Here is a 25,523-nt window from a genome sequence, read left to right on the forward strand (position 1 = left end):
GTCTTTTTTTTTTCGCAAATTATACCTCACGTAAAAATAAAAAAAGCCGCAAATATGCGGCTTCCTAAGCGTATATATTTTGACATGCAGCGACCCATTTTCTTGAACGTTCAAAGATGAGACAAGTATTTGGCGTAAATGGCATCGTACTTGGTTTTCGTGACCGGTATAACCGTTCCGTGACGGGGACTGCCGGGCTTGGGACGTGTCACTTCTCCGGACGCCGTTATGACTTCCAGGCTTCCGGATTTCCATGTGATCGTCGTTCCGTTCTCCCCTTTGACAGGCAAAGTCAAGTTACCCCGCACATTATCGATATTGTATACCGTCAGCGCTTCTTGATCTAACTGAACCGTTTCTTCATCGCTTCTGCTATTATCTTGCATCGTCTGCCCCTCTCCCGGTCAAGGTGATGACCGACTTCGCGGGAATAACCGCTTCGAAGGAATGTACGTCCTGAACCGTAATATCTTCACCCCGGGCAAGATCGCGGCCAGCCGATGTGATGTACGATTCCATAAGCGTAATGGATTTGCTCTTGTCCATGCCTTTCAACGAAAGCTGAATACGCTTATCCTCTTCGCTATTGTTGACGAACACCGCCGTAACCGTCTGTTCTTCTGCGTGTACGTAAGCCGAGCCAAGCAGCTCGCTTTCAGCTCCCTCGTCCAGCCCCGTAAGCGCAATGCGCACCGCGCCGGGACGGATAAATTTGCTGTAGTTGCCGAGAGCCCACAATATTTTGGATGTCAAAATATTTTGCTCGTCTCCCGCTTCATTAAAGTCAGTATAGATCAGACCGTCCTTGTAATCCACCTTGGACACCGCCGTCCACCACTGCCATGCGGCCGCATTCGCCTTCGTCAAATCAAAATGAATCGTTCTGGCCACATACAAAGCGGGATCCATGCCAAGGTCGCGGCCGGGACCGTAATCGCCAAGAATACAATATTCCGACACCCAATATTTAACCTCAGCGCCGTATTTCTTCAAATTTGCTACCAGCAATTCTCTCAATTTGACGAGCCGGTCATCTCCCGGTTTACTGTAATCGGACCAATAGGAATGCGATGCGATTTTATTGCCGATCGCTTCCTTGAGCTCGGGGTCGCCGAGCAAATCCTTTATATATTCCCGGTATTTCCCTGTTCCCAGGTTATTTGCCCCGCTCGTATATTGCCCGCTTCCCGCGAACATTTGATAATATTCGTCATCCAGCAGAGAAGTAATCTCCACGCCGTCCGGAGCGCTGATTTGCGCATCGAGGCTGCTTTCCTTCAGCTGACGGTGCAATGCGAGAATGACTCGCTTCAGGTCTTCATTGTTATAGCGATTCCCTTCCTGCTGCGCGCGGTTCCAATCCCAAGTCGGCTCGTTAATGGGACTTATATATTGAAACGTCAGGCCTTCCTGTTTAAAGTGCTCCAATACATCGATTAAGTAGGTCGCAAATTCATCCTCAAAGTCCTCTTTGAGATTCGTGGAGCCAACGTCCGGGTCTGGTTGGGCGTGTCCGTTCTTCGTCATCCAGACCGGAGGACTGTTCACGAATGCGATCAAAGTATCGACGCCGCGATCCTTGGCCGCCTTTAGAAACCACTGCTGGCCCGACTGCTTGCTCCAATCGTAATCGCCTATCTCCGACTTCTTGAACGCTTCCGACCGCCGCCACGGATCGGGAATAATCGTCTGGTCCGTTTCGCTCGAACCTGCTCCGATATTGAAACGCCATGCGGATAGCCCGATCCCTTTCTCCCTCGAAAAAAGCAGGTCGGCAACCCGGTTTTTATTTTCCTCCGTCCAATGTTTGCCCAGAGGATCCATAGACCATGCGTCGGATGCGCCGAAGTTATCAATCGTTTGATAACGGACCGATTCGTCGATCGATACATTAGCATCCGGAGGCGCCGGCTGCTGCACGGGCACCTCTGTCTCTTTTTCGCTGTTGGAACTATTGGAGCTATTGGAACTATTGGAACTATTGGAGCTGCTAGAACTGTCGGAACCTCCCGACGTGAATCCGAAATACAAACCGAGCACTGAGGTAAAGGCAACAAGTGTGATGACTATCAATTTTCTTTTCATCCGCCTCTCCTAACCTACTAATCCTGAACGTTCAACGCTTTCTACAAAATGTCTTTGCACGAACAAATACAAAATAATGAGCGGCAGTATCGCCATCAGGACGCTGGTATTCATCATCATGGACATAAAGAACGGATCCTGAACATAGGATGCCGTTGCCGCCTGTTCCCCTCCGCTAAGGAAAGTGGCGATTGCATAACCGGAAGAAGCCATCATCGAAGACATGACCTTCGGTTCATTCAAATACATGTTCGTAAAGAAGGAATCGTTCCATTGCCATACGAAGGAGAACAGCATGACCGTCACCATCGAAGGGATGGCATTGGGCAAAATAACCCTTCTGAATGTTGAAAAATAGCCGGCGCCGTCAACGTAAGCAGCTTCTTCAATTTCTCGCGGAATCCCTTTAAAAAACTGGCGAAAAATATAGACGTACAACCCTGTCTTCACGCCCATGCCGAGTGCGGCAGAAATGATAAACGGCCAGTAGGTGTTGATCAGATTGGCGGGCTCGCCCTTGATGAGCTCAATCAATCCGAACAGGTCAAAATTTTTGAAATGTAAATAGAGCGGAATCATAATCGTATTGGTCGGCACTAGAATCGTAAAAATAACTGCCGCAAACAATAGGCCGCTTCCCTTGAACCTCACTCTCGCAAAACCGTATCCGGCCAGCACGCAGGTTATCGTTTGGAGCAGCATAACCGCGGAGGAAAGAAATAACGTATTGAGCAGAACGCGCGGATAGTTCATCGCTTGGAACACGAGCTTGAAATTATCGAGCGTAAACGCCTTCGGCACCCAAATGACAGCGGAATCGTATAAATCGTCCATACTTTTGAACGCAATCGACAACTTCAACAGAATCGGGTAGACGATGACAAACGAAATGCCGAAAATAAGCACGAATCGGACGATGACCCATAACCATTTCTTAGCGAATTCAACCCAATAGGCAGCGGATGCCATGCGATGCATCCGCGCTTCTCTCGTCTGCCGTTGTTGTACTGCGGTTTCCGTCTTCATGTAATCTCTCCTTCAATGTTTGCAGAGCAAACATACTTCGTAAGCATTCACCTTCAATGTTTGCAGAGCAAACATACATCGTAAGCATACGCCTAAACCGCTAATCTTGATAAAAGACCTTGCGCGACACAATCGACGTCGTGATCCACAATACAAGCGCAATGACGGCAAAATACATCCAAGCCATCGCGGCGCTGAGACCAAAATCGAAGCTTTTGAATGCCGTATCTACTACTAGCCGGCTAGTTTCATCGCTGATGAAGCTATCGATTATCGTGTAGACCAGATTCGTCAGTATCAACGGGCTGATCATTGGAAACGTAATTTTCCAAAAAGCCTCGTAGCCGGTCGAGCCTTCGATCTTGGCAGCCTCGTATAAGGAGGGGGAGATCGACTGAAGCCCTGCAAGGAAAATTAAAATTTGGACGCCGGATTGACTGACGATCTCATAGATTCGGCTGACAGCCCCGGTCAGGTACTCGACAAAGGTAATATTTATCCCCGATTCAACGAGGATGACGGTGAGCTCCAAATTTTTCATAACGGACAAACCGCCGCCGGTTGTGTCGTTCGCGCTTCGAACGACGGACTGCATCAAATCTCCGTTCTCGATACTGGCGATAATTCCCGATGCCAGAATAACCGGGAGGAAGAAGATAGCCCGGGCGAGCACCCGTCCTCTAAACTTCTGATTGAGCAGAACCGCAAAAAATAAACTGAAAATAATGATGAGCGGCGTGTTGACCGCAATATTCATCACGGATTCCGTCAATATCCTGACATACGATTCGTGTGACAGCAGCGCTTCCCGATAGTTCGATAACCCGATAAACTCCAGACTGAAGCCCTCATCCGTAACTTGCAGATTGCTTAAACTGTACCGTAACGAGGATAAGAGCGGAATCATAAACAGGAACAAGAAGCCTACGAACCAGGGAAGTATGAAATAAAGCCCGTAATATCTGTTTTTTTGTTCAAGCGAAAGCTTCTTGAACCTCATCGCTGCGTTTCACCTCCAACCCAATAATCCTTCGCCCCTACTATAATTCCGTCCACATTCGATGCTGTATCGTTATAATTGACGATAATCGTTTTGCCTTTTTCGAACGTCGTTTGATACACGCCGTCAGCCAGCATCCGATGATCGGCAATCGTTTGGGTTTGCACATCATGGAGAACATCGTTAAGTTCGCGATATCTTTGAGACGCTTCGTCGATCCATAGCCGGTAATCGGCGGAATACAAGTGATCGAACTCCGTCATCTTGATCGCCGACGAATCCGCGTTAAACCATGTATAATGCATAGCGGAGCCCGTTTCGAGCGCCTTCAGGAAGTTGTACGCAGAATCCTGATCGTCCGCCATGTTCCAGGCCATTCCGGCATAATTAACGTAACCGTGAAACACCGTCTGAAAAAAAGGAACCGTTTCATCGGTAATGATAAAGCCGCTGCTTGTCATCGGCGCATCCACGATATGCCGCGCATAGGCAGCCGCATAGGCGTTTCCGCCTTCCACCAGTATTTCTTTGACGGAGCCGCTCATTTGCTGCAGCTGTCCACTCACGATCGCCTTCGCTTCTTCGCGATCGATGACATTGGCACGGTTAAAGTCGGAATTCAGCTTGCTGCCAAGATCGCGCAGCGATACTCCGGTGAGCTGAAGCTTCTCGTAATCGGCCATAAATCCGTCTACCGTTTTGGGCAGCGACTTCGGACTAAGCACATAACCAGGCTCCTGTTCGTCGTCTTCTCTGAAGTCGGCAGCTCTGTACGGATAAATATGTGCCAGCTTGCCCGTAATAAACCGGGAAGCCTGCGATTTTTTGAAACCGTCCGCGTTCGGAGCTGCTTCAAGAAAGGCTGCGTCAGGAAACAGCGAGATGCGGTTGGCATCGGCATAAGCTTTTAGCTCGTTCAACCCTTTGCTTCCGCCAAGCTTCTTGTCGACGGCAATGGATTTCGCGACGTCATGGACGATGCCTCCGTTGAACCAACCCGTATAACGCAGCTTGATGTTACCGATTCCCAGATCCATCATTTGGCCCAATACCGATTCGGCTTGATCGAAGGTCGTAAGCGGCTCATAGGCGTTGTAAGGAATGCCCAGGAAAAATTTCTTTTTCGGTATGCCTCCTATAAACTCGGCATAGAACGGAACGCTTTCTTCATCCGTCAGCCTAGTTAGACCCGCTTGCTTGATCAAGTAATCGCGGTAATGCGCGGCCATGCCGGAGTAGCTGGCATCCTTGGCGCCGAGAAATCCGTAGCGAACACTAATATCGCCTTGGAAAGGCGCTGCTTGAAACTTCTTAACCGTACTGGAGCGCCACCCGTTCGTCAGGGTAACCTCCTCCAGGTTACGGAGCTTAAAGCTGGAGGACACCGTGTTATAGACATTCAGCCTGCCGCTTATGTCTGCCTCGACAGCTGCGACCGCATCTCCCTCTTCAATGATACCGACGAATGCCCGGTCCTCGTACTTCATCCCGAACACAGGCAACCGCGCAGCTTCATCATTCTGAACTCGAATGCGCTGGCTAATGGACGCGTCCGTGCCGTATAATTCTTTACGGAACGGCGTGGCGTACGTCTTTTCATTGTTGAAGCGGATCAGTGAACCCGAGCCGTCGGGAACGAGCGTATAGCCTTCATCCTCGAGTCCGCTTGCCCCAAAAAACGGCAGCAGGGACAGCGTTTGAATTTTCATCGTTTCCGGATATTCGACTCCTCCAGAATCCACCGTAACCTTCAACTGTTCTCCGTCAAGCCGGTAATGGAGAGGGATCTTAACGTTGAGTTCGCCGGCTGCCGCTTCGCCAAACGCAGCATTATCGATCGCTTTCTGCTCCTCGTCGTATCCGATCTGTTCGAAAACTTCGGTTACTTTCTTTAATCCGACTCCCTTTAAGGAGGAGTCTCTTCTTTCGTAACGCTTCTCTTGCTCGTTATGTTTAAAACGTTTTTCAACTTCTCTTTTGTCCCCCGAATCTTCGATCTTATCCAGGATGAGAGTTTGAAATCTTTCCTCGCTTATATACTTAGGTATAGCGTCGATATCGCTTTTAACTTCCCCTAGCGTATAAACGATGTTCAAGCCTCCGCTTACCTTCTCGATGACATATTGGCCGTTCTGGACGCTGTGCGTATAATTGTCATACTTTAACGAATTTCCCGCACTGTCCAAATAAGTGATCTCGACCTGCACGTTCAGCTTCGCTTTGTTGTAGCCGGTTGCGACTTTGTCGTCTTCGCGATCTTGCGGATTGGAATACCAGATCGCCCCGCTGCGCTTGTCCTGAACCGCGATTTCCGTCGTTGCATTGTTGACGTACAAAATCAAAAATTCATTCTCAGCCGCATTTTCCATACCTTCGGCTATACTCGCCGCTTTGCCGGAATTGTTTCTCGCTGCCGTTACCTCGGCAGTCTGTCCGTCGCCTGGCGCGGATTCCGCCCCTGCCTCTGAAACGGACACCGCCCCGGATGCAGGTTCCGCGAAATTGGTCTCTTGGGCTATAAGCAAGCAGCCGATAATGACTGCAGTCATAATGATCGCAAGCCTCCGCTTCACCGCTTGGCCCCCCTTCTTATGCTCGCAATGAAAGTTCCTGATAGATCGTATAAACAAAAGCAACGATTTGTTGAATCAGGCTGAAGAACAGCAGACCCAGAAAGATAATGACACCCATGACCACGACGGTTAACAGCATCGTCATGATCGTCTTCATAACCGTGTATTGATGGACCGTCATCGTTCCGATAAACAACAGCCAGACAAACCACAGCGTGGCCGCGGATTCCAGCAAAAAATAGAACGAAGCCTCGCGCAGCGTAATGACATTGCTGAGCAATATATTAGGCAGATAGATTAGAATTAAAGGGAGCATCGCGTAGCATGTGGCGATGACAATTTCTTTGAATTTCCCTTCCCCGTCCATCAGCGTGGTCAGAGACCAGTTCGCGACGCACCAGAGCAGGAACGGGAGGACGATGTATTTCAACTCGTCAATGCTGTTTAAATCAAGCGGGTAATTAAAGTTGACTACATAACCGGCATACTGGCGTTTCAGTATCATCATAACCGTCACGCCGAACAAGATGGCAAGCGCGATTCTTAGCTTTCCTTTGTTTTCGTATTTCAGATCCCAAAAACCGTCAAAGGGATGAAAAGCGACATGCAGCGTGTACTTAGCGTCCTTGAGAAACTGCATCCTGTTTCATGCCCTCCTTTCTTATCCTCATGCCACGGCGCACGGCCATTACGATCAGGATGAGCGCGATCACACCCGTCATGTAGGTCCCGAAGTATTCGCGCATATATTCCCTGCGGAATTTCGTTAACGCTTTGGAATAATATTCCCTGTCGTTGCCCAGCTTCAGATAAGTCATGGCTTGCTTGTATTCGCCTTGACGCAGCATCGATTTGCCGATTCCGACATAGGCCATTTCGTAATTCGCATCGAGCTTGAGCACTTGTTCCCACAGTTTTGCCGCATCATCGTGCTTCCCCATGCTGTACAAGCCGTTCGCTTCGTTAACCAGGCTTCCGAATTTGGTCGCGGCAAACTCAGTAATCATTCCCAGATCGCGATCCAGAACAAAGATTCGATTGCCGAAGCTTTCAACCGCGATCGGCGTTTTGAACGTGCCGAGTTGATTGCCGAGCTGGCCGATCACATACAATAAATTGCCATCCTCGTTATAAGTAAAAATTCGCCCCCGAGTCGAATCAAGCGTCCGGTACACGCCGTTACCGCTGACATCAATATCGATGAAAGCCGATCGCTCCCTGCTGAAATCGCCGATCGGACCCCATGCCCCGTTTATGCGAAGCACATCAATGCCGGATGGGTTCAGCCTTTTAACGGGAATTGCAGTTTGCTTGTCAGCCGTAGTCGTAAAGATAAATCCGTCTGTATCTACGTCCACATTGTTAAACTCAATCGGGACAAAACGGATCATTTTTTCCCGCTGTTCTTTTGTCGATACGGTTTTCCAGAACAAATCAACGGGATCGAATTGCACGGGATTCGTACCTATAAAGCCGGTAAAATCGCCATCGCTGTCGAATTCGATAATGCCGTCAAAGACGCCTCTGGCGACAACATAGATTCGGCCGGCTTTATCGACAATCACCTTGCGCGGGAAGTATTCGAAATTGTCGCTGAGTACCTCCGACTTCGGAGCGCCAATTTCTCTAATGAACGCTCCGCTGCTGTCAAGTACGACTACGCGCCGATTTTCGGTATCCGCCACATAAATATGACCTGCCCCGCTAACGAAAATGCCTTCCGGCATATTGAAGTTATCCTGCTTGCCGTTATTATCGAAGCCTTGAATTTGGCGGATCGCCTTCCACTCGCTGTTTAGCACTACAATTCGTCCGTTACCGGAATCCAGAACATACAGATTGCCGTCAGGTGCCGCGAACATATCGCTTGGCGCCGCCAATGGTCCAATGCCTATTTCCTGTCCCGTTATCGCCTTGGAAGGAAGATAAGCAATCGGCGATTGTACGGCATCTCCCCAATACGAATAGGTATATCCCTCGTACGGCGATGCGTGAGCCGGCTTAGGACATAGGCTGGCGATAATCATCGCAGCCGCCAGGATCAGAATCGATCGCTTTATTATCAAACCTATACGCCTCCATCGCTTTAGTCCTTCATGCCGGACGAAGCCATCGTTTGAATCACATTGCTTTGAGACAAAACAAACGTTACGATCGGCACCGTCATCATAATAACCGCAACTGCGGCTCCTACCCCTGCACGGGCGATACCGCCTTGAACGATTTGCCCCATGGCGTAATGCATCGTCTTAAGCTGCTCGCTGTAGATAAAGCTGCCTCCATCCGTTCCCCACAGCATTTGCATCATCAGGATGAGCAGCGTCAACCAGGCAGGCTTGACGAGCGGCATGACGACCTGCCAGAAAATGCGGTATTCGCTGGCGCCGTCGATCTTCGCGGCTTCCAGCAGCGCGTCCGGTATTTGTTCCATGAATTGCTTCATCAAATACAGGCCGAGCGGAAAAGCGAACGCTGGAACGACGACAGCCTGATACGAATCAATCCATCCCAAGACGGACATGATCATATAGTTCGGAATGGCTGTCACATGCGGAGAAAACATCAGCGAAAGGACAATGACCGTGAACAATATTTTATGACCGCGAAATTTGTGCTTGGCAAGCGGGTAAGCCGCCGCCGAGGCAAGCAGAATATGACCTGCGGTTCCTGCCACCGTAATAAAAAACGTATTGAAAATATATCTGGAAAATGGCACCCAGGAGTTTTTCATCACTTGAAACAAATCCGCGAAGTTATCGAACGTCGCATTCCTCACGAACAGCGTAGGCGGGAAGATGAACAGCTCATCCAGCGGTTTGAACGCATTATTTATGACATAAATCAACGGTACTGCCATAAAGGCACCGAACACGCCCAGCAAAAGAAGCAGCATGATATCCACCTGCCAAGAGCGGTTCACTTTTTTATTGAGACGTATGGCCAGCTTCATCCCGCCTATTCCCCCACCCTCTTCAGCAACTTTTGAACGACCAGATTCGAGCCCAGCATCAGAATAAACAGCACGGTTGCAATGGCCGACGCATAACCCATTTCAAACCGAATCGTGCCGTAATCCACCAAATGCGTAACAACCGTATGAGCTCCGTACTGCACGCTCGGAAAGCCCGCTAGAGCCATGGCGACGTCCGCTACTGCAAGGGAGGACGTAATCTGGATAACGGCGCCGAACATCAGCTGAGGCCGCATCGAAGGAAGGGTAATAAACCAAAGCTCCTGCCAGCGGTTTTTGACTCCGTCCACCGCTCCCGCTTCGTACAGCGTGCGGTCAACCGTCTGCAAGCCGGCAATGAACGCCAGAAAGCTGGTGCCCAGGCTCAGCCATAATTGGACGACGATGATAATCGTGAGCATGTATTTCGGATTCTGCAGCCACAGGATCGGCTCGTAAATGATCCCGATCTTCATCAGGAATCCGTTCATGATGCCGTACGAATCGCCGGAAAAAATAAATTGCCAGATAAAGAAAACGTTGCCCGATATCGACGGCGCGAAAAACACGAGCGTCATGAATGCCCTGACCTTCGGATTTAGCTCATTGATGAGCCAAGCAAAGACGAAACAAGCGATATAGCTGACCGGTCCGGTAATAACGGCAAAGATCATCGTATTTTTAAGCCCGATCAGGAATACGTCATCGTTCCACAACAGCTTGGAATAGTTTTCCCAGCCGATCCAGCGCGGAGGCTCCAGCATATTGAAATGCGTAAAGCTGAAGAAAATCGATATGACGACCGGGAGCACGGTAAATAACAGGAACAACAACACATATGGAGCCAGCAGGACGTATAAATGCCGATCCCGCTTTATGTCCTTGACGAACAACTCCCACTTCCCTTGCAAGCCGGCAGAGCGGCCCTTTGGCTGCATCATAATCTCGTCAGCGATTTTCGTTTTTTGCAAAAGAGTCCCTCCCTAGTCCTTTCCGTCCAAATTGAACTCGTTACGTTTTTCCGAGATCTCATAGTCGATTTCCTGTACATAGTCATACAAAGCGTCGGCTGTATTCGTGCCGTTGTTGATCACTTCGCGCAGCGCGTTGTCGAGATGCCTGCCCGTAAAATAACCGCCCGGCACCTCCGGCACACCCTGCACCCATTGCCATTGCTCTTCGAGATTGCGATAATCGCGCGCCGGCCACGGCAGCTCTTTGAGTGCTTCGATATTGGCCGTCGGATAACGTGCCGCTGCGCCCATCAGCCCTTCCATCTCTCTGCCGAAGCGTACCTGCGCGTCCTTGCTTACCCACCATTTCATGAATTCCCATGCCGCATCCTTATTCTTGGCCTGCTTGAGCATAATGGCGGCTGTTCCGCTGCTGGCTACGTCCCGGCGAATGGTGCCGTCCGGCTGCTCCATGCCTGGAACCGGAACGAACTCCCATAAGCCTTTGATTTCCGGCGCGGACACGGTCAAATAGTTATAGAAGGTATAATCTTGTATGCCAACGGGCATTTCTCCCGTTCTGAACCGCATCGGAAAATCGAAGATCAACGGAAGCTTGTAGCTGGTATAGAAGTCGGTCCATCTCTTGAATGCGCTGAGTCCAATCTCGGTATCGAGACCGCTCTTCGCCCCGTTGTCCGAGTAGAACGATCCGTCCATCTGGTATAACAGCATCGCGTAAGCACGGTTCGCCTCCAGCACGGGGACACCCGTCGCCTGGGCAATCGGAAGAGCGAAATCCATGTGGTTCTTCTGCAGAACCGGGATCATCGCGTATACATCCTCCCACGTCTGCGGCGGATCCAAATTCAGCTCCTCCAGGATGTCCTTCCGGTAAAACAGCATATTGAAGATTTGCTGTTCAGGCAGACCAAATACTTGATTCTCAAACTGGTAAGGAACAGTCGCGCTATCTCTGAATTGCTTTACGACCTCCTCGTAGTCCGGGAATTTCGTCAAATCCTCCGCTGCGTTCCGCATGCCGAAATTGACCGGCACATCATTTCCGACCTGCATGGCAACGTCGGGGCCTTCACCCGCTAGCGACGCGCGAAGCAGCACGTCCTGATTGACCAGCTTAAGATTTACGCCAATTCCGGTAAGCGGCGTAAACGTGTCGTCAATCATCGCTTTCAGAACTTGCGCCTGATCGCGCCCCGTTCCAACCCATACGGTTATAGACTGCTTATCGTGGGCCGTATTTCCGATCGTATTGTAATCTTCAATGAAGGAATGGAAGAAGGACGATACTTCGTGAACGGTTTTCTTGCCAAAGGAAGCATTCGCTTTAGGCAGCTTTACGTCAGACGATGCAAGAACTAAATAATCGATTTCGAGCGGCTGCTCTCTGACCTGGAGAATCCAGGCACCCACGCTGCCTACATTGATTTTGAATTGAGCCAGTCGCTTCTGAACCGATTCCGGTTTTTGGGCCAAATCTGCCAGCTGATAAGCCGTTTTGTTCAACACGGCGGTTTTGTCGCTTTTTTCGCCCGTCAGGCGTACTAACTCTTCCGACACGGCATACAAAATGTCGCTTTGTTTCTGGAACACTTCTACCATGTCGGGAATTTGTTTATCTAATTGATAATCACGGTAAGGATCTGGAACGTTACCGGTAATCATCAAGATTTTTCGATACATGGCATTTATTTCGAGCAGACTTGCTTCTACTTGGCGTATCAGAGGTGCGATCGCGCCCAGACTGATCTCAAGCTTCAGCTCGTGCTTCCCTTTGGTCAAATAGAATAAATAAGGCTCTTCCTCGCTGCCGAGCACATTCATCTGCCAGTCCGAGTCGTAATAAAACGGAATTTGCGTCATTTCCCGAAACGGGATTTTCCCGTCTATCCATAGCGAGCGCGTTGAATAAATACCCCGTAACAATTCTTGCCTATTCTTAATGGCAATGCGGTATAATCCGTCCTCCGGCGCTTCAATTTCCCATGCGATCCATTGGCCTGGCACGCGCCAGTTGTTTCCGCCGATTGTATTCATTCTGATCTTCGATACGTCATAAGGCTCTGTGGACGGACTAGAGCGGTCCGGAATGGGATATAAAGTCGGCGATGACTTAAGAGCGGCGTTCTCGCCCTGTACTTTGATCAGGTGCCCGCTGGTCTCGTTATAACCCTTAGACGCATAATCGGCCTTCGCCTCTTCGTAAGCAGCAGGCCCATCGTAGCGATACAATTTAATATAGTCGATAGCCATCGGCTCTCTGGAAGACACCAGTGTCAACGTGTGTTTGCCAGCCGAGAAATAGAAGAGATACGGTTCTTCGAAATATCCCTCTGTATCTCTAAACAGCGTCTCCTGCCACATAGGCGATTCGACCTGGCGCGGCCGCAGCTCGTTGCCCCGATTATCTTGCATGATTTGATCGCTTTCATTTTTCCATACACGGTTAAAAGTCAGGTTTCTGGCGCTGGTGAACGGAAGTTCTCCGTCGATCAACAGCTCCCTTTCGATTGCAGAGCTTTTGCCTTCTATCGGAAAATAGTTAATGGCGATATGATATAACCCGGCTGTCGGTACTTCGAGTTCCCACCCGACCGAACCGCTCTCCGCCGTCTTGACGAAGTTGCCCGATATTCCACCCAGTTCGCCTACGATTTCGGGGTTCATTTCATTTGCGCTTGTAAAGTCCGCCCCTCGAATCACGATCTCCTCATTTGGCCGTTCTTCATCTTCGTACTGCTGCAAATAATGCTCGTAGCTGTTCTCTGATACGTTCGTCAAGGAGTTCTGGCCGCTCTCTGCATCGGCTTCTGTATTTGTCGCGGCTTTAGTACCGGATGCGTCGGACTGATATGCAGGGAAAACCAATATCGAGATCAGCATAGCGATGACAATCAGCCAAGCGACGGTCATTCTGGAAAAGGCGATTTTCACCTCATTCCCCCCCTTTTGCAAACTAGCGGAATCTTGTTTTGTCAGCAACCGCCCAGTCTTCCTTAGTCGGAAAACCGGGCAGTGTCTGATTGCTTACCTATAATGCTTGGCGAATCTACTCTTTCTTCTCTTCGATCTCACCGCGCAGCACCTTTTCAGAAGCGGCTTGCGCGGGTCCGATAACTTGAGCGACACCCGTCGACGGCGTAATTTCACCTTTAATGAACTTACCTGTCACAGAGTCGAGCTGTTCCTTCACGCCGAGACCTCCGAACCGTCCGCCGATTACCCGCTGAACCTTGCCCGCTTCATTCATGGCATTTGCGATGGAAGTTTCATCCGGCAGCACATTTTCAAGCCACAGCTTGCGGTTTGCTTCATAGTTATCGAAATCTTGCAATTCTTCCCAGATTTTCACAATGGCTTCCGCGTCCTTGACTCCCTTTGGAATAACATAGGCAGCGGTTTGTCCGAGCGGATCCGTATACGTTGTTGCATTAGGTGCTTTAGGGAAGTAAACGTATCCCCATTCATCCTTCATCTTGTCTTGCAGGCGTCCCTCGATTTCCCATAGTCCGCCCGGATACATGGCAATGTTGCCTTCCGCGAAATATTTCGCCGGATCCTCCCAGTCATTTCCTTCGTTCTCCTTCACGACCTTGTGCGTGTTATACAGCTCATACAAGAAATTAAGCGCATCCATCGATTCAGGAGAATCAAAGCTTGCTTTTTTGTTCACTTCATCGTAGATAAGGCCGCCGTTGCTGGTGATCAGCTGCTCCGAGAAAATATAATGCGCGCCGGCCAAACCATATTGGTCAACCTTTCCGTCACCATTATTGTCAACAGTCAGTTTTTTCGCGGCATCAAGCATTGTCGTCCAATTCCAGTTGTCCTCGTCCATCAGCTGTTGCGGATCCTTCAAGCCTGCTTCCTTGAAAATCCGTTTATTGTAGTACATACCGGAATCGTTCGCGTTGTACCAGCCTTCCAGACCGAATACATTCTCACCGCCAAAACGCATCGATTCGACTACGTCTTGCGCAATGCGCGTATTATTGAGGGCGTCATCCAACGGCGTTAGGAATCCTCCGTGCATAAGCCCCCAAATGAAGCCGTCAGGCAGGCGGACGATTTCTGCAAAAGGATCGTTGGCCATGACAGAGGAAGAAAGCTTCTCTGAAGTCGACCAGTATTCCGTATTCAGATACTTAATTTTAACGTTGTATTTTTCTTCCACCTTTTTGATTCTTTCGCGGGCTAATTCGTCCGCTTCCGAATCTCCGACAGGAGTTGCATCCCACCAATGCGAAATACGAATTTCTCTGCCTCCCAAATCAGCGGCAGGCGGTTCAGGCTCCTCGGTCGGTGCAGCCGTTTCAGCCGGCGTCTCGCTTGCCGGTGCCTCGGTGGCCGGCGTATTTCCTCCGTTGTTGCCGCTGCATGCAGAAATAATCATCAAAACGACTGTTAATAAAACAATCAACATCGGTTTCATCTTTTTCATCTGTTTCATTGTTCAGCACACTCCCCTTAATGAATGATTAAACGAATAAAAGCAAGACGGTGCGGTAAAAAAAAGCGGCCCTACCCTCCCCGGAATGAAGTTATATATAGTGGCAGACTGCCATTATATAAATGATTTAGAAAAAATTTCTTTTCGAAAAAACAGACGTTCTGACCACTTTCAGATTTATGTAAGGGTTTTCATGAAACCCATTTCATTATAGCTCGCTTCCAATCCTTGGTCAATATTAAAGTTTAATTATTCCAAAATGTATCAGGGTTTTAAGAGGAACAAGCCATCGCCAACTCATCAGACCCTTAATAAAAAAAAGAGCAGCAACCCTATCAATCCGGCTGCTGCTCTTGAAGGAAGCTCTTCACTTTTATGTTCGCCGCGGAGGAATTATCCCCTCCGGGAACCCGAACTTTGCCGAACGATAAGCTGCGGTTCGAGCGAAGTCAACTTCTTGACATTTTCATTGTTCATCATGGCTTTAAGCACTTTAACAGCCGTCCTCCCAAGCTCATGCGCCTGCTGGGAAACGGTAGTCAGCTCGGGGATAAAATGACTCGCCAGCGGAATATCGTCAAATCCGACGATGGACATATCGTCCGGAATCGTCAGTCCGGCCTCCGTAGCCGCCTTGATCGCTCCGATCGCCGTATAATCATTGACGCAGAACACGGCAGTCGGCCTCTCCTTCATGGCCAGCAGCTTAAGCATTTGACGCTTGCCCGAATCGATGGAGAAGCTGTCCGGCAGCAGCCATCCCTCGCGTATCTTCAACCCCTCGTCTTTCATCGTCTTCCGGAATGCCCGCAGCTTGATAGATGTCGTCGTCATATGGCTTTCTCCGCCGATGAAGCCGATTTCCGTATGCCCCAGTTCGATCAAATGCCGGACCGCGAGAGCGGTGCCCGCAGACTCGTCCGTCGCTACCCTGACCAAGTCGGTGCCCCGCAAAGCTCCATTGACTAATACGGTCGGAATGACGCTGGCACACTGCACGAGCTCTTGCACCAGATGCTCCTCGCAGTTTTTTAAATTGATCCTCCCCCCCAAAAATATAATCCCATCCACACGTTTCTCCCGCAGAATGCTGAGATACTCCGATTCCTTCGCATAATCGCCGATCGTATTGCTAAGCAGGAATGTATGTCCAGACTGCTGCGCCTCTTGCTCTGCTCCGGCGAACACTTCCGGGAAAAAGGGATTGGTCAGATCGGGCACAATCACGCCAATAATTCCGGTTTCTTTACTAAGAAGGCTTCTAGCCATCGCATTAGGCTGAAAGTTGTATTTTTGAATTAGTTCTTCAATCTTCGCACGGGTGGATCCCCTTACCGGAGCAGTATCGTTCAATACTCGGGATACCGTCGAAATCGATACTTTTGCCTCCTTGGCAATGTCATATATCGTGACTTGTTTCACGCTTAACGCTTCCTTCCTACTTTCAAGTCTGTGCCCATTATAGCAAAATCAGACATTTTATATAATGGCATTACAAATTCCGCTGCTAAGAAGGGGCAGGCTCGTCGCTTCAACGATCGTTCCTGCCCCTGCTATAGTGTCTAAATTATGCTTCATTCAGCGTTTGCCAGCGCCGCTCCGATTGCATGTCAAAGAAGATACGTACCGAATCCGGCCGTCTGCCCTCTTCATCAAACAAGATCAGTTCATTGCTCGTTTCCTTCAGCCATGCCATCGGAATTTTGTAATCTTCTTGAGGTCCGATTTGCCAGTAGCGCCCTAGGTTGCGGCCGTTCAGAAGCAAATAGCCTTTGCTCATTCCCGTCATTCGGAGCTTCAGCTTGGGATTAACGTCCTCCGGAATCGCAGGAAGATCAAACATGCTGCGATACCATGCTGGTCCGGTTTCGATGGCGGCTGAGCCTTCCACGAACTCCGTTGCTTCATCCAGCTGGATAGCCGACCAGTTTTTCAGCTCCCGTGACCTGTTATACGTCAGCAGTTCCAGCCGATTCAACGGCGTTCGGCTTACCGGCATTTCAATCGTGTTGCTGCCATTCACTACATAACCGGAAATGTCGACTGCGTGGTAAGCAAACCAATTCTGGTAACCATCCATAGGAACCTCTTTACCGTTAATCCGAAGTCCGCTGCTTAACGCTCCGACCAGTATAGCCCCGTCATTTCCCGCCAGCTCGAACGATCGCGACAGCGTGGAAGCAAATGGACTGTTATGTACCTCGTCCAAATGGACTGCTTCCTCCCCGCAGTACCAGTCTCTTCGAAGCTCAACGGTCGAGCCGTCCAAATATACCGGCCCGAAAATCCCCTTTTCTTCACCCAAATTAGGGGAAAAATTGAGGCTGCCCATATGCTGCACAAGAAGCTGTATCTTGTTGCGTCCCTTCGACAACCGCATATTCGCGGATACCGCGCCGACCTGGCGGATTATCGCTTGCTCCAATCCGTTTACAAACAAACGCGCAGAATCTTGTATGGCGGAGAAAACGAGAGTGTTTTCTTGTTCCCAATCGCACTCGATTTCGCTGCTGTAAATAAGATAGCCGAATGCCAGACCCAGCTCCGCAAATCCGCGCGGACGTTCGGCCTGTTCGCCTCCCCCGAGCGATAGAAGATTTACGGTATTTCGCTTCCACTCCGACAAGCTTGGCGAGAGCAGCGGTTTGATGGCATTGCCGGCACCGCGTACCGTCGTCCTGCTTATTTGGTCTTGGCCGATGCCCTCTTTATGGCCCCAATCCCCTAAAAGGAACGGTTCGCTGTCGCAGCCGCCGCTTACCCCGCTAACGCTGCCGTCGGCGCCTAAGTCCATATCCTCCCAGCCGATAGCCCAGCGGACTCCATCCCCATGAAGCCTCCATGCCCGATCGGACATATAGCCGTTTAACGCAATCAACTCGATGAGCTGCCCGCCGACATTGACCTTAATGCGCTGAGATGCCTGGAAGTGGTATACGTCCAAACGCAGTGTTCTTCCGTCAAGGCTGCTCTCATGCGGGATATGTCCTGCGTTATCGAAATGGATCGATTGATCGGCTTCGAATACGATATGCGTACGCCCGCCGTCGTCACCCGCCAATACAATGGTTTGAACTTCGCCAATCAAGTCATTCCCGATCAGGAAACCGCCGCATGTGAGCTTTAGTCCTGGACAAATTTCGATCCGGTCGAGAATCGGAACGATCTGCCCCGGCTTGATCGACACCGGCAGCGTTCGTCCGCTTTCGAGCGTAATCTGAAACATTTCTTTCTCCTGCTTGATACTTTCGGCAAACCAAAGCTTTTGCCCGTTCCACTGTCTGCCTTGAAGCCTGGCTCCTTCCCCGCATCGCGCCTCGAAATTGTCCATCGGCTCCGACTCCAGCAAAAATTGGCCAAGCGCCAGCGTGAACAGAGACACTTTTTTGGCCATTCGGTATTTGGCTGTAACTCTTCCGTACTCCGACAAAGGAGCATCGTAATCATAGGAGGTAACCATATAAATATCGCTGCTGCCTACGGTACGACCGCCGTAGCCCCCAAAATTGGTGCCTCCGAAAAACATATAATGGCTGATGCCGTCAAAACCTGCACGAATCGACTCCATCATCCGCTTCTCGTACAAATCAGGCGTCTTCTGTGTGGCCGCCGGTGCTCCCCAATGCTCGAACCACCCTGTCCAAAATTCGGTAACGAGCTTCGGAACATCCGGCTGCTTACGCATTAACTTCCCGTAGTGGGAGTCCGCGCCCGACCAGAAATTTGCTCCTTCTATCGTTCCTTCCAAGCCTCCCTCGCAGGTGATTAAAGGAACGTCGATGCCACGATCCAGTAAACCGTCGCGAAGGCCTTTCATATAGGACAGGCCTGACGCGTCTTCGGCCAAATAGCCGTATTCGTTCTCGACTTGCACTAGAATAACGGTGCCGTCTTTCGTCATTTGACGGGAACGGATAATCGGAACAATCTGGTCAAAATAACGATAAACGTACCGAAGATAAGTTTCATTGTCCGTTCGGAACTGAATGTTTTTTTTGTTTTTCAGCCAATAAGGAAAACCGCCGAAATCCCATTCCGCACATATGAACGGCCCCGGCCGCGCGATGACCCACAGCCCCAGCTCAGAGCACAAATCAAGAAAGGCCCCGCAATCGTTGTCGCCGCTAAAGTCCCATTTCCCTTCTTCCGGTTCATGCACATTCCAAGCAAAATAAGTATCGATGCAATTCATCCCGGCAAGCTTTGCCTTGACCAGCACTTCCCGCCATTCCTGCCTGGGCATGCGAAAATAATGAATGGACGCGATGTTCAGAAATACTCTTTTCTCCCCAATGATAAAGCTCTTCGCATCGTAACGAAGCTGTATTCCCTGCCGAGCATTGTCTGCTATCGTTTGTTCTCCAATGTTGTTCCCTAGCGTATACGTCATAAATCCCTATCCTTTCCTTTTTAAACGCAATGTTTTAGTCCAATTGCTGATCGAATAGTTCACTCTTCATAAGTATAGATGGAGGCAAAAAACGTAATTATAATATGATCTGCCGTTTATGAAATGGGTTTCATAAATAGCACTTAAATTATAGAACTACTTTGTAAACGTTGTCAACGGATACCATTGGGTTCATTAAATTAACTAAAAAACCAGTGAGATCAAGGGTTTGATCTCACTGGTTTATTGTTAGGTCAGTCTATGTTCTTGCTTTTGATGCAATAGGGTTATTCGTGAGCTTAATTTGCGGCTTCTGTGCGAGTCCAAAGAAAGCGAAAAGAGCAAGCAGGCTGGTTGACAAGATGATAATCCCCATTGGAACCGCGGAATACTCTCCGGCAACGCCGACGAGCGGTGAAGTACATGCTCCAATCACAAAAGGCAACAAGCCAAGCAAGGCGGCTGCGCTGCCTGCCCTTTGGCTTTGCGAACCCATCGCCAGAACAAAAGAAGCGGTTGCCGTCATACCGATTGACGCCACAAAGAAGAACAACGGAATAACCAATGCCAGCAAAGGACCGTGCAATAAAATAACGAGCAACGCTGCAAAGCTGGCCGTACAAGCCAACAGCAAACCAAGAATAACAAAATTTCGTTCCGAGAACGATTTGCTGAACCGTCCAACGACCTGTGAACCAATAATTAAGCTTATTCCATTGGATGCGAACAACAGCGCGAACAGCTGCGGAGATGCTCCGTAAATATTTTGATATACAAATGGAGTCCCCGATACGTAGGCAAATACGCCACCAATCATAATGCCTTGTGCAAGCGCATAGCCGATAAACTGCCGATCTTTTAGCAGAGCTTGAATACCGGCTAACAGCTCTCCAAAGTTACCGGATACCCGATTCTGCGCAGGCAAGGTCTCTTTTAAGTTCATCGTTGCCAAAATAACGAGCAGTAAACCAACAATGGCCAGTACGAAAAACACGCCTACCCACGTTGTAAAGGAGATCACGCCGCTGCCAGCCATAGGCGCAATCATAGGAAACAAATTATTTACAAGCATGAGCATGGAGAAAAACTTCGTTAATTCCGTTCCGCTGTATAAATCGCGTACGATGGCTCTGGAGATAACAATTCCAGCAGAGGCAGCGAAGCCTTGAACAAAGCGCGCAGCGATAAACCAATAAATATTCGGGGAAACCGCACAGACGAAAGAAGCAAGCAGATAGAAAATAAGTGAAATAATAATCGGCTTGCGTCTCCCATGGACATCGCTTAATGGCCCCATAATCATTTGACCCAAACCTAAACCAATAAGGCATGCTGTCAAACTAAGCTGAACAAGAGAAGCTTTGGTTCCAAAATCAGCGGTAATTTGCGGGAATGATGGCAAATACATGTCAATCGTAAGTGGGCCGAGAGCTGAAAAAGCACCTAACAGCAATACTAATCTTAAGCGGTCATACTTATTTGTTGCAGACATCGTTATATTTTCTCCTAAACTATTTCAGAATGATGAATCATGGGTCAAGTGTAAACTTGCTTCATTATAGACCAAGATAGAGATAAACCCAATAGTATTTTTATCTATAACGAAAGCATTTTTTCAAATAACCTAATTTTCATCAAAAGGAAAGAGCAGCTTCTGTTTGTCGCCGGCATACATATTTTGCTTCGTTATCGCTTCCGATCCCGTATCGATCATCGGCAGCACTTTTTTACCCGCGCTTACATCAAGAGCAGCTTTGACTGCCAAATAACCCATATTAAACGGCTTCTGTACGATGGTTGCCTGCAACACGCCTTCCTCCAGGTAAGAAATCTCCTCCATCGAATTATCAAAGCCAATCAGCTTTACTCTCGTTACAACCTGCATCTCAATAATCGCTTTGGCGGCACCGGCAACCGTCGGCTCATTGAGCGCCACAATGCCGCTGAGCTCCGGCTCGTCCCGAAGCAGCTCCATCGTCTTTACGTATGCCAGCTCCTCCGATGCGTTACTGTAAAGCGTATCAAGCACTTTCAAACCGGGCTGAGCAGCCAAGCTGTCAAGCACGCCGCGCTCCCGTTCCATAGCAGTCGCAGAGCCCCGGACGAAATTAATAATAGCAACAGGCCCGTCTTGATCGGAATCGATCGTATCGATTAACAGCTGGCCGGCCTTCCTGCCGCCCTCATAATTGTCCGTAGCGATAAAGCTGCTGGAAATGCCGTCCTTCATCCCCGAATCGACAGTAATGAGTATGATGCCGGCTTCCACTATACGCTTTGCTACAGGTACGATCCGGTTATAATCCGTAGCCGCCAATATAATGGCCTGGGGCTTGTCTATAATCGCTTGCTCCAGCAGCGCAATTTGCCCGTCTATATCCGACTCGGATTGCATTCCTGCCAGCTTCACCGTAACGTCGAACTCTTCGGCTGCCATGTTCACGCCTTGACGCATCATCTCCCAAAATTCCACCTGCGGATCTGTCGTTTTCGGCACGAATAAAAAATGCGGTTTTTGCGGCTTCGTCTCCTTCATTCCAGCGTTCAGCATGAAAGCTGCGGCAACCGTAATTAGTCCGGCGCATAGAAGAGCACATATCGATTTTCGCATCATGGTTATTCTCCTTTACCCTCCATAATATCCGGCATCCGAAGGGTTACCGTCGTCCCCTCATCGAGCTCACTATCGAAGGACAACCCAAAGCGGTCTCCATAATTCAGCTGAATGCGGTGATTCACATTTTGCAGTCCTAATCCGCTCGTTGCGGATGAGGCCGATGCTGAGCGCGCGGACAGCGTATCTAACGAGCGGCCTTTGGATACGCTCGCTTGAAGCTTTGCAGCGTCAGTCCCAACACCGTCATCTATAATCTGAAGCGTGATGCCGTCGCTTGTTCTATCGCCTTTAATGAGAATATGACCCGCATCGGCTTTGTTTTTTATGCCATGGTAGATCGCGTTTTCCACAATCGGCTGGAGTACGATCTTTAATATTTTACAATCCATAATGGCTTGATCAACGTCGATGCTGTAAGTGAATTTGTTGCGGTAACGGATGTTTTGAATCGTTAAGTAATGCTCAATATGCGCAAGCTCAGCACGGAGGGGAATAAGCTCTTCGCCCTTGCTGATCGTCGAGCGGAGCAGCTTGGACAACGCTGATGTCATTTTGATCACATCGCCCATCTTATTCATCTCAGCCATCCAAATGATCGAATCCAGCGTATTGTAGAGAAAATGCGGATGAATTTGCGCTTGCAGCGCTTTTAGCTCGCTGATTCGCTTGTCCTCCTGCTCCTGCACGACCTGATTCATCAGCTCCTTAATTTTGCCGGTCATCAAATTGAACGTTCGCGCCAGCTTGCCGATTTCATTCGTGCCCTCAATGGCAAAACGCGTGTCAAAATCGCCCTTCTCTACTTTTTTCATATGTCCTTCCAGCTTTTTTATCGGTTTAGTCAGCGTTAACGAAAGCAGAATAGAGATGACTAGCGCAATAATTAAGCATAAGGAACCCCAGAGCACCGCTGAAAATTGAATTTGGCGCTTATCGCCGACAAGTTCCTCCGGGTAATTCACTCCGACGACCTTCCAATCGTAACGCGAGCTTCGAATCGTATAAAGCTTTGTCTTGCCGTCGCTCTCCGCCTTCAACATCCGATCGCTTGAGGCTTGCAAAATTTCATGGAGCGCCTCCGATTTGAGGCCTGAGTAAACAAGCTGCTGCTGCGGGTGAAAGATCAGGTCGCCGCTCGGATCAAGCAGAAACACATAACCGCGATTACCCATATGAATCTGCTTGCAGAGATCATCGATGACATTATAGTTCAAATCAACAAGCAGCACGCCGTTATTGCCGTCCGATGCAGACCCAGCCAGGCGGCTGATCGATACGACCCAGTTGTATTCGTTCTTATAGATGTGCTGCACGCGCGAGGAGGAAATGACCGGCTTGCCGCCTGCCTCCTTTGCGGATATATACCAGTCTTGGCTCAGCAATTCATGGTAGTCCTTCAACTGCGCGTCGCCGCGATCGGATACGAGTGCGCCATTCGTACCGATGAAGACGATGGATGCAATATCGTTGCGTGATTCGACAATGGAACGGAAGAAGGTGCTCGTTTGCTTAGCAAGCGCCAGCCCTTCCGGGTCTTGCGGATCGTAAAGGCGCATCAGCCGCTGCAGCTCCTCGTCGCGCAGCGCAAGCTCGGCAATGCTCTCCATATTGCCAATATAGGTCTGAATGTTACTATTCACCTGTTCGATTAGCTGCGCTGTATAGTCGTAGGAGTTGTCTTTCACGGCATCCGAAGAAATCAAATACGTATTTATGCTAAGGATGGCAGTCGTACAAATAATGAGACAGGAGAATGCGAGTGCGATATTGGTATGAATGCTTTTGAATTGAAAGAAAGAATGTCCTCTCATGACGGGACTTTCTCCCTCATCCTGGCTCGATAATCCTTCGGAGTCATCCCGATATGCCGTTTGAAAATAACGCTAAAATACTGCGGGTCTGCGTATCCGACCCGCTCAGCGACATCGTAGGCTTTCAACTGCGTCGCAACCAGCAGCTGCTTCGCCTTCTCAAGGCGCAGACGCGTTAAATATTCGACGAACGTATCGCCGGTATGCTGCTTGAACAAAGAGCTGAAGTAGCTGAGGCTGAGGAATACATGCTGACACACTTGCTGCAGCGATAGCTCCGGGCTGCTGTAGTTATCGTTAATATACAAAAGCGCATCCTCCAGCTGTGTATGGTTAACATGCGTCCGCTGTTCGGACAAAAACGCGATAACGCCGCGGCAAGTCTCATCCAGCCAGCCTTTCATCTGTTCGATAGATTTCAGCGTCGGAATGTTGGAAAACGGATCATCGCCCAGCACCTTCGAATCATCAAAGCCTGTCTGTGCGATCATGTTAATGAAGGCTGCCAATATGCGGTGCAGGTAACTGTAACAGCTGCCAGGCGCTGCTCCGGATTGCTTCAGCTCCGAGAACCAATCGCCGAGTATGTCTGAAGCTTGTGCAGCCTTCGCTGTTTTCACTGCGGCCATTAGTTTCTTCTCGAACTCGTAATATGAGGGCGTGCTTGTCCTTTTGCCGAACTCTACGTCGTGGATCGAAATAATGCTGCCCGCACCCAGCAGAAAGCGGTAATCCAGCGCCGAGCTAGCCTCCTGGTAAGAGAGCCGCAGCTTTGTCCGCGTCGGATAGATGCTGCCTATTCCGATCGATACGTCACGCTTTAAATATTTTCGAACCGCTTCCCCTACATGCGAAGCCAGCTTCTGTGCCTGTATCGCAATCTCCTCTGCGGTTCCCCCGAGCAATGCCACCGACTTATCATGGCCTGCTTGGAATACGATTCCTCCATGCTCCTCCTGAATCACTTCCTGTGCAATGTTGTGCATCGCGAAGCGCAGGAGCTCGCTGTCTCCGTAAGAGCTGCTCCCTGATTGCTCATCAGGCTCCTCCAAATCCATAAGCATCGCCAAATAATCCGGGCCGTCTAATACCTGACGGAAATCAAGAAGCTTCTGGTGGATGTCATTCTCCGTCATCGGGATGGTGACCAGCTTATGCAGGAAGCGCTCCCGCAGCAGCGGAAAGCTCTCATTCAACCGCTGCTGCAAGACTGCCATATCCTCCATGCGGGCTTGTTCCTCGCTTAGCTCCCGTTTCATTTTTAACAGAAACTCCGTAAATTCTTGCAAATTTATCGGCTTCAGCAAATAGTCCTTCACTTTAAGCTTAATCGCCTGCTTCGCATAATCAAAATCCTCATAGCCGGTAAGGATAACGACCTTAAGCTCCCGATACATGGCATTCAAATGCGCCGCAAGCTCCATACCGTCCATATAAGGCATATTAATATCGGTTATGACAACGTCTGGACGAAGCCGTTCTACAGCCTCGAGCGCGTCTCTTCCGTTACTGAAATCGCCGACAAGCTCGAAACCGCAGCGCTCCCAATTGGTTAGCTGCTTCACGCCTTCTCTTACTTCATCCTCGTCGTCGACGATGATCATTTTGTACATTCGAACGAGCCTCCTTTCACCAGCATTTCGATAG

General features: G+C 49.5%; 17 protein-coding genes. All 17 read right to left on the minus strand.

The features are described from left to right. Positions 1 to 110: 110 nt before the first annotated feature. Positions 111 to 386 (minus strand): immunoglobulin-like domain-containing protein, encoded by a 276-nt coding sequence (locus MRBLPE1_RS04700; protein WP_364142162.1) that lies wholly within the window; start codon positions 384 to 386, stop codon positions 111 to 113. Continuing rightward, positions 376 to 2,085: a glycoside hydrolase gene (locus MRBLPE1_RS04705; protein ID WP_364142164.1), complete on the minus strand. Its 1,710-nt coding sequence runs from the start codon at positions 2,083 to 2,085 to the stop codon at positions 376 to 378. The genes MRBLPE1_RS04700 and MRBLPE1_RS04705 overlap by 11 nt, the downstream gene beginning before the upstream one ends. 9 nt (positions 2,086 to 2,094) lie before the next feature. Further along, positions 2,095 to 3,111, minus strand: a complete 1,017-nt coding sequence (locus tag MRBLPE1_RS04710; RefSeq protein ID WP_364142167.1) for a carbohydrate ABC transporter permease — start codon at positions 3,109 to 3,111, stop codon at positions 2,095 to 2,097. Between the two features lie 100 nt (positions 3,112 to 3,211). Continuing rightward, on the minus strand, positions 3,212 to 4,111 hold the full coding sequence (locus MRBLPE1_RS04715; protein ID WP_364142169.1) for a carbohydrate ABC transporter permease: 900 nt from the start codon (positions 4,109 to 4,111) through the stop codon (positions 3,212 to 3,214). Then, on the minus strand, positions 4,108 to 6,684 hold the full coding sequence (locus MRBLPE1_RS04720) for a DUF5696 domain-containing protein (protein WP_364142172.1): 2,577 nt from the start codon (positions 6,682 to 6,684) through the stop codon (positions 4,108 to 4,110). Before MRBLPE1_RS04720 ends, MRBLPE1_RS04715 begins: the two co-directional genes overlap by 4 nt. A 16-nt stretch (positions 6,685 to 6,700) precedes the next feature. Continuing rightward, on the minus strand, positions 6,701 to 7,324 hold the full coding sequence (locus tag MRBLPE1_RS04725) for a Yip1 family protein (protein WP_364142175.1): 624 nt from the start codon (positions 7,322 to 7,324) through the stop codon (positions 6,701 to 6,703). Continuing rightward, positions 7,302 to 8,750 carry a gluconolactonase gene (locus tag MRBLPE1_RS04730; protein ID WP_364142177.1) on the minus strand — a complete coding sequence of 483 codons (1,449 nt, stop codon included), beginning with the start codon at positions 8,748 to 8,750 and terminating at the stop codon, positions 7,302 to 7,304. The genes MRBLPE1_RS04725 and MRBLPE1_RS04730 overlap by 23 nt, the downstream gene beginning before the upstream one ends. A 20-nt stretch (positions 8,751 to 8,770) precedes the next feature. Further along, on the minus strand, positions 8,771 to 9,634 hold the full coding sequence (locus MRBLPE1_RS04735) for a carbohydrate ABC transporter permease (protein ID WP_364142179.1): 864 nt from the start codon (positions 9,632 to 9,634) through the stop codon (positions 8,771 to 8,773). Positions 9,635 to 9,639: 5 nt separating this feature from the next. Continuing rightward, complete coding sequence (locus MRBLPE1_RS04740) at positions 9,640 to 10,575, minus strand: carbohydrate ABC transporter permease (RefSeq protein ID WP_364144499.1); 936 nt, start codon at positions 10,573 to 10,575, stop codon at positions 9,640 to 9,642. A 42-nt stretch (positions 10,576 to 10,617) separates the two neighbouring features. After that, complete coding sequence (locus MRBLPE1_RS04745; RefSeq protein ID WP_414698851.1) at positions 10,618 to 13,521, minus strand: extracellular solute-binding protein; 2,904 nt, start codon at positions 13,519 to 13,521, stop codon at positions 10,618 to 10,620. A 136-nt stretch (positions 13,522 to 13,657) separates the two neighbouring features. Beyond that, positions 13,658 to 15,058, minus strand: a complete 1,401-nt coding sequence (locus MRBLPE1_RS04750) for an ABC transporter substrate-binding protein (protein ID WP_364142183.1) — start codon at positions 15,056 to 15,058, stop codon at positions 13,658 to 13,660. Between the two features lie 393 nt (positions 15,059 to 15,451). Next, positions 15,452 to 16,480: a LacI family DNA-binding transcriptional regulator gene (locus MRBLPE1_RS04755; protein WP_364142185.1), complete on the minus strand. Its 1,029-nt coding sequence runs from the start codon at positions 16,478 to 16,480 to the stop codon at positions 15,452 to 15,454. A 145-nt stretch (positions 16,481 to 16,625) separates the two neighbouring features. Beyond that, positions 16,626 to 19,448 carry a beta-galactosidase gene (locus tag MRBLPE1_RS04760; RefSeq protein WP_364142188.1) on the minus strand — a complete coding sequence of 941 codons (2,823 nt, stop codon included), beginning with the start codon at positions 19,446 to 19,448 and terminating at the stop codon, positions 16,626 to 16,628. Positions 19,449 to 19,707: 259 nt separating this feature from the next. Next, the gene (locus tag MRBLPE1_RS04765; protein ID WP_364142191.1) at positions 19,708 to 20,940 is read right to left on the minus strand and encodes a multidrug effflux MFS transporter; all 1,233 of its coding nucleotides are present in this window, start codon (positions 20,938 to 20,940) and stop codon (positions 19,708 to 19,710) included. A gap of 132 nt (positions 20,941 to 21,072) precedes the next feature. After that, on the minus strand, positions 21,073 to 22,059 hold the full coding sequence (locus tag MRBLPE1_RS04770) for a substrate-binding domain-containing protein (protein WP_364142193.1): 987 nt from the start codon (positions 22,057 to 22,059) through the stop codon (positions 21,073 to 21,075). Positions 22,060 to 22,064: 5 nt separating this feature from the next. Continuing rightward, positions 22,065 to 23,876, minus strand: coding sequence for a cache domain-containing sensor histidine kinase (locus MRBLPE1_RS04775; protein ID WP_364142196.1), 1,812 nt, complete (start codon positions 23,874 to 23,876; stop codon positions 22,065 to 22,067). Then, positions 23,873 to 25,489, minus strand: a complete 1,617-nt coding sequence (locus tag MRBLPE1_RS04780; protein WP_364142199.1) for a response regulator — start codon at positions 25,487 to 25,489, stop codon at positions 23,873 to 23,875. The genes MRBLPE1_RS04775 and MRBLPE1_RS04780 overlap by 4 nt, the downstream gene beginning before the upstream one ends. Positions 25,490 to 25,523 lie beyond the last annotated feature (34 nt).

It is taken from the genome of Paenibacillus sp. LPE1-1-1.1 (assembly GCF_040676435.1).
In the GTDB taxonomy this organism is placed as follows: Bacteria; Bacillota; Bacilli; order Paenibacillales; family Paenibacillaceae; genus Pristimantibacillus.

What these genes read in the sequence shown, in the direction of transcription:
- MRBLPE1_RS04700 (WP_364142162.1), bottom strand. Translation starts at nt 386, where the DNA reads ATGCAAGATAATAGCAGAAGCGATGAAGAAACGGTTCAGTTAGATCAA.
- MRBLPE1_RS04705 (WP_364142164.1), bottom strand. Translation starts at nt 2,085, where the DNA reads ATGAAAAGAAAATTGATAGTCATCACACTTGTTGCCTTTACCTCAGTG.
- MRBLPE1_RS04710 (WP_364142167.1), bottom strand. Translation starts at nt 3,111, where the DNA reads ATGAAGACGGAAACCGCAGTACAACAACGGCAGACGAGAGAAGCGCGG.
- MRBLPE1_RS04715 (WP_364142169.1), bottom strand. Translation starts at nt 4,111, where the DNA reads ATGAGGTTCAAGAAGCTTTCGCTTGAACAAAAAAACAGATATTACGGG.
- MRBLPE1_RS04725 (WP_364142175.1), bottom strand. Translation starts at nt 7,324, where the DNA reads ATGCAGTTTCTCAAGGACGCTAAGTACACGCTGCATGTCGCTTTTCAT.
- MRBLPE1_RS04735 (WP_364142179.1), bottom strand. Translation starts at nt 9,634, where the DNA reads ATGAAGCTGGCCATACGTCTCAATAAAAAAGTGAACCGCTCTTGGCAG.
- MRBLPE1_RS04740 (WP_364144499.1), bottom strand. Translation starts at nt 10,575, where the DNA reads ATGATGCAGCCAAAGGGCCGCTCTGCCGGCTTGCAAGGGAAGTGGGAG.
- MRBLPE1_RS04745 (WP_414698851.1), bottom strand. Translation starts at nt 13,521, where the DNA reads ATGACCGTCGCTTGGCTGATTGTCATCGCTATGCTGATCTCGATATTG.
- MRBLPE1_RS04750 (WP_364142183.1), bottom strand. Translation starts at nt 15,058, where the DNA reads ATGAAACAGATGAAAAAGATGAAACCGATGTTGATTGTTTTATTAACA.
- MRBLPE1_RS04760 (WP_364142188.1), bottom strand. Translation starts at nt 19,448, where the DNA reads ATGACGTATACGCTAGGGAACAACATTGGAGAACAAACGATAGCAGAC.
- MRBLPE1_RS04765 (WP_364142191.1), bottom strand. Translation starts at nt 20,940, where the DNA reads ATGTCTGCAACAAATAAGTATGACCGCTTAAGATTAGTATTGCTGTTA.
- MRBLPE1_RS04770 (WP_364142193.1), bottom strand. Translation starts at nt 22,059, where the DNA reads ATGCGAAAATCGATATGTGCTCTTCTATGCGCCGGACTAATTACGGTT.
- MRBLPE1_RS04775 (WP_364142196.1), bottom strand. Translation starts at nt 23,876, where the DNA reads ATGAGAGGACATTCTTTCTTTCAATTCAAAAGCATTCATACCAATATC.
- MRBLPE1_RS04780 (WP_364142199.1), bottom strand. Translation starts at nt 25,489, where the DNA reads ATGTACAAAATGATCATCGTCGACGACGAGGATGAAGTAAGAGAAGGC.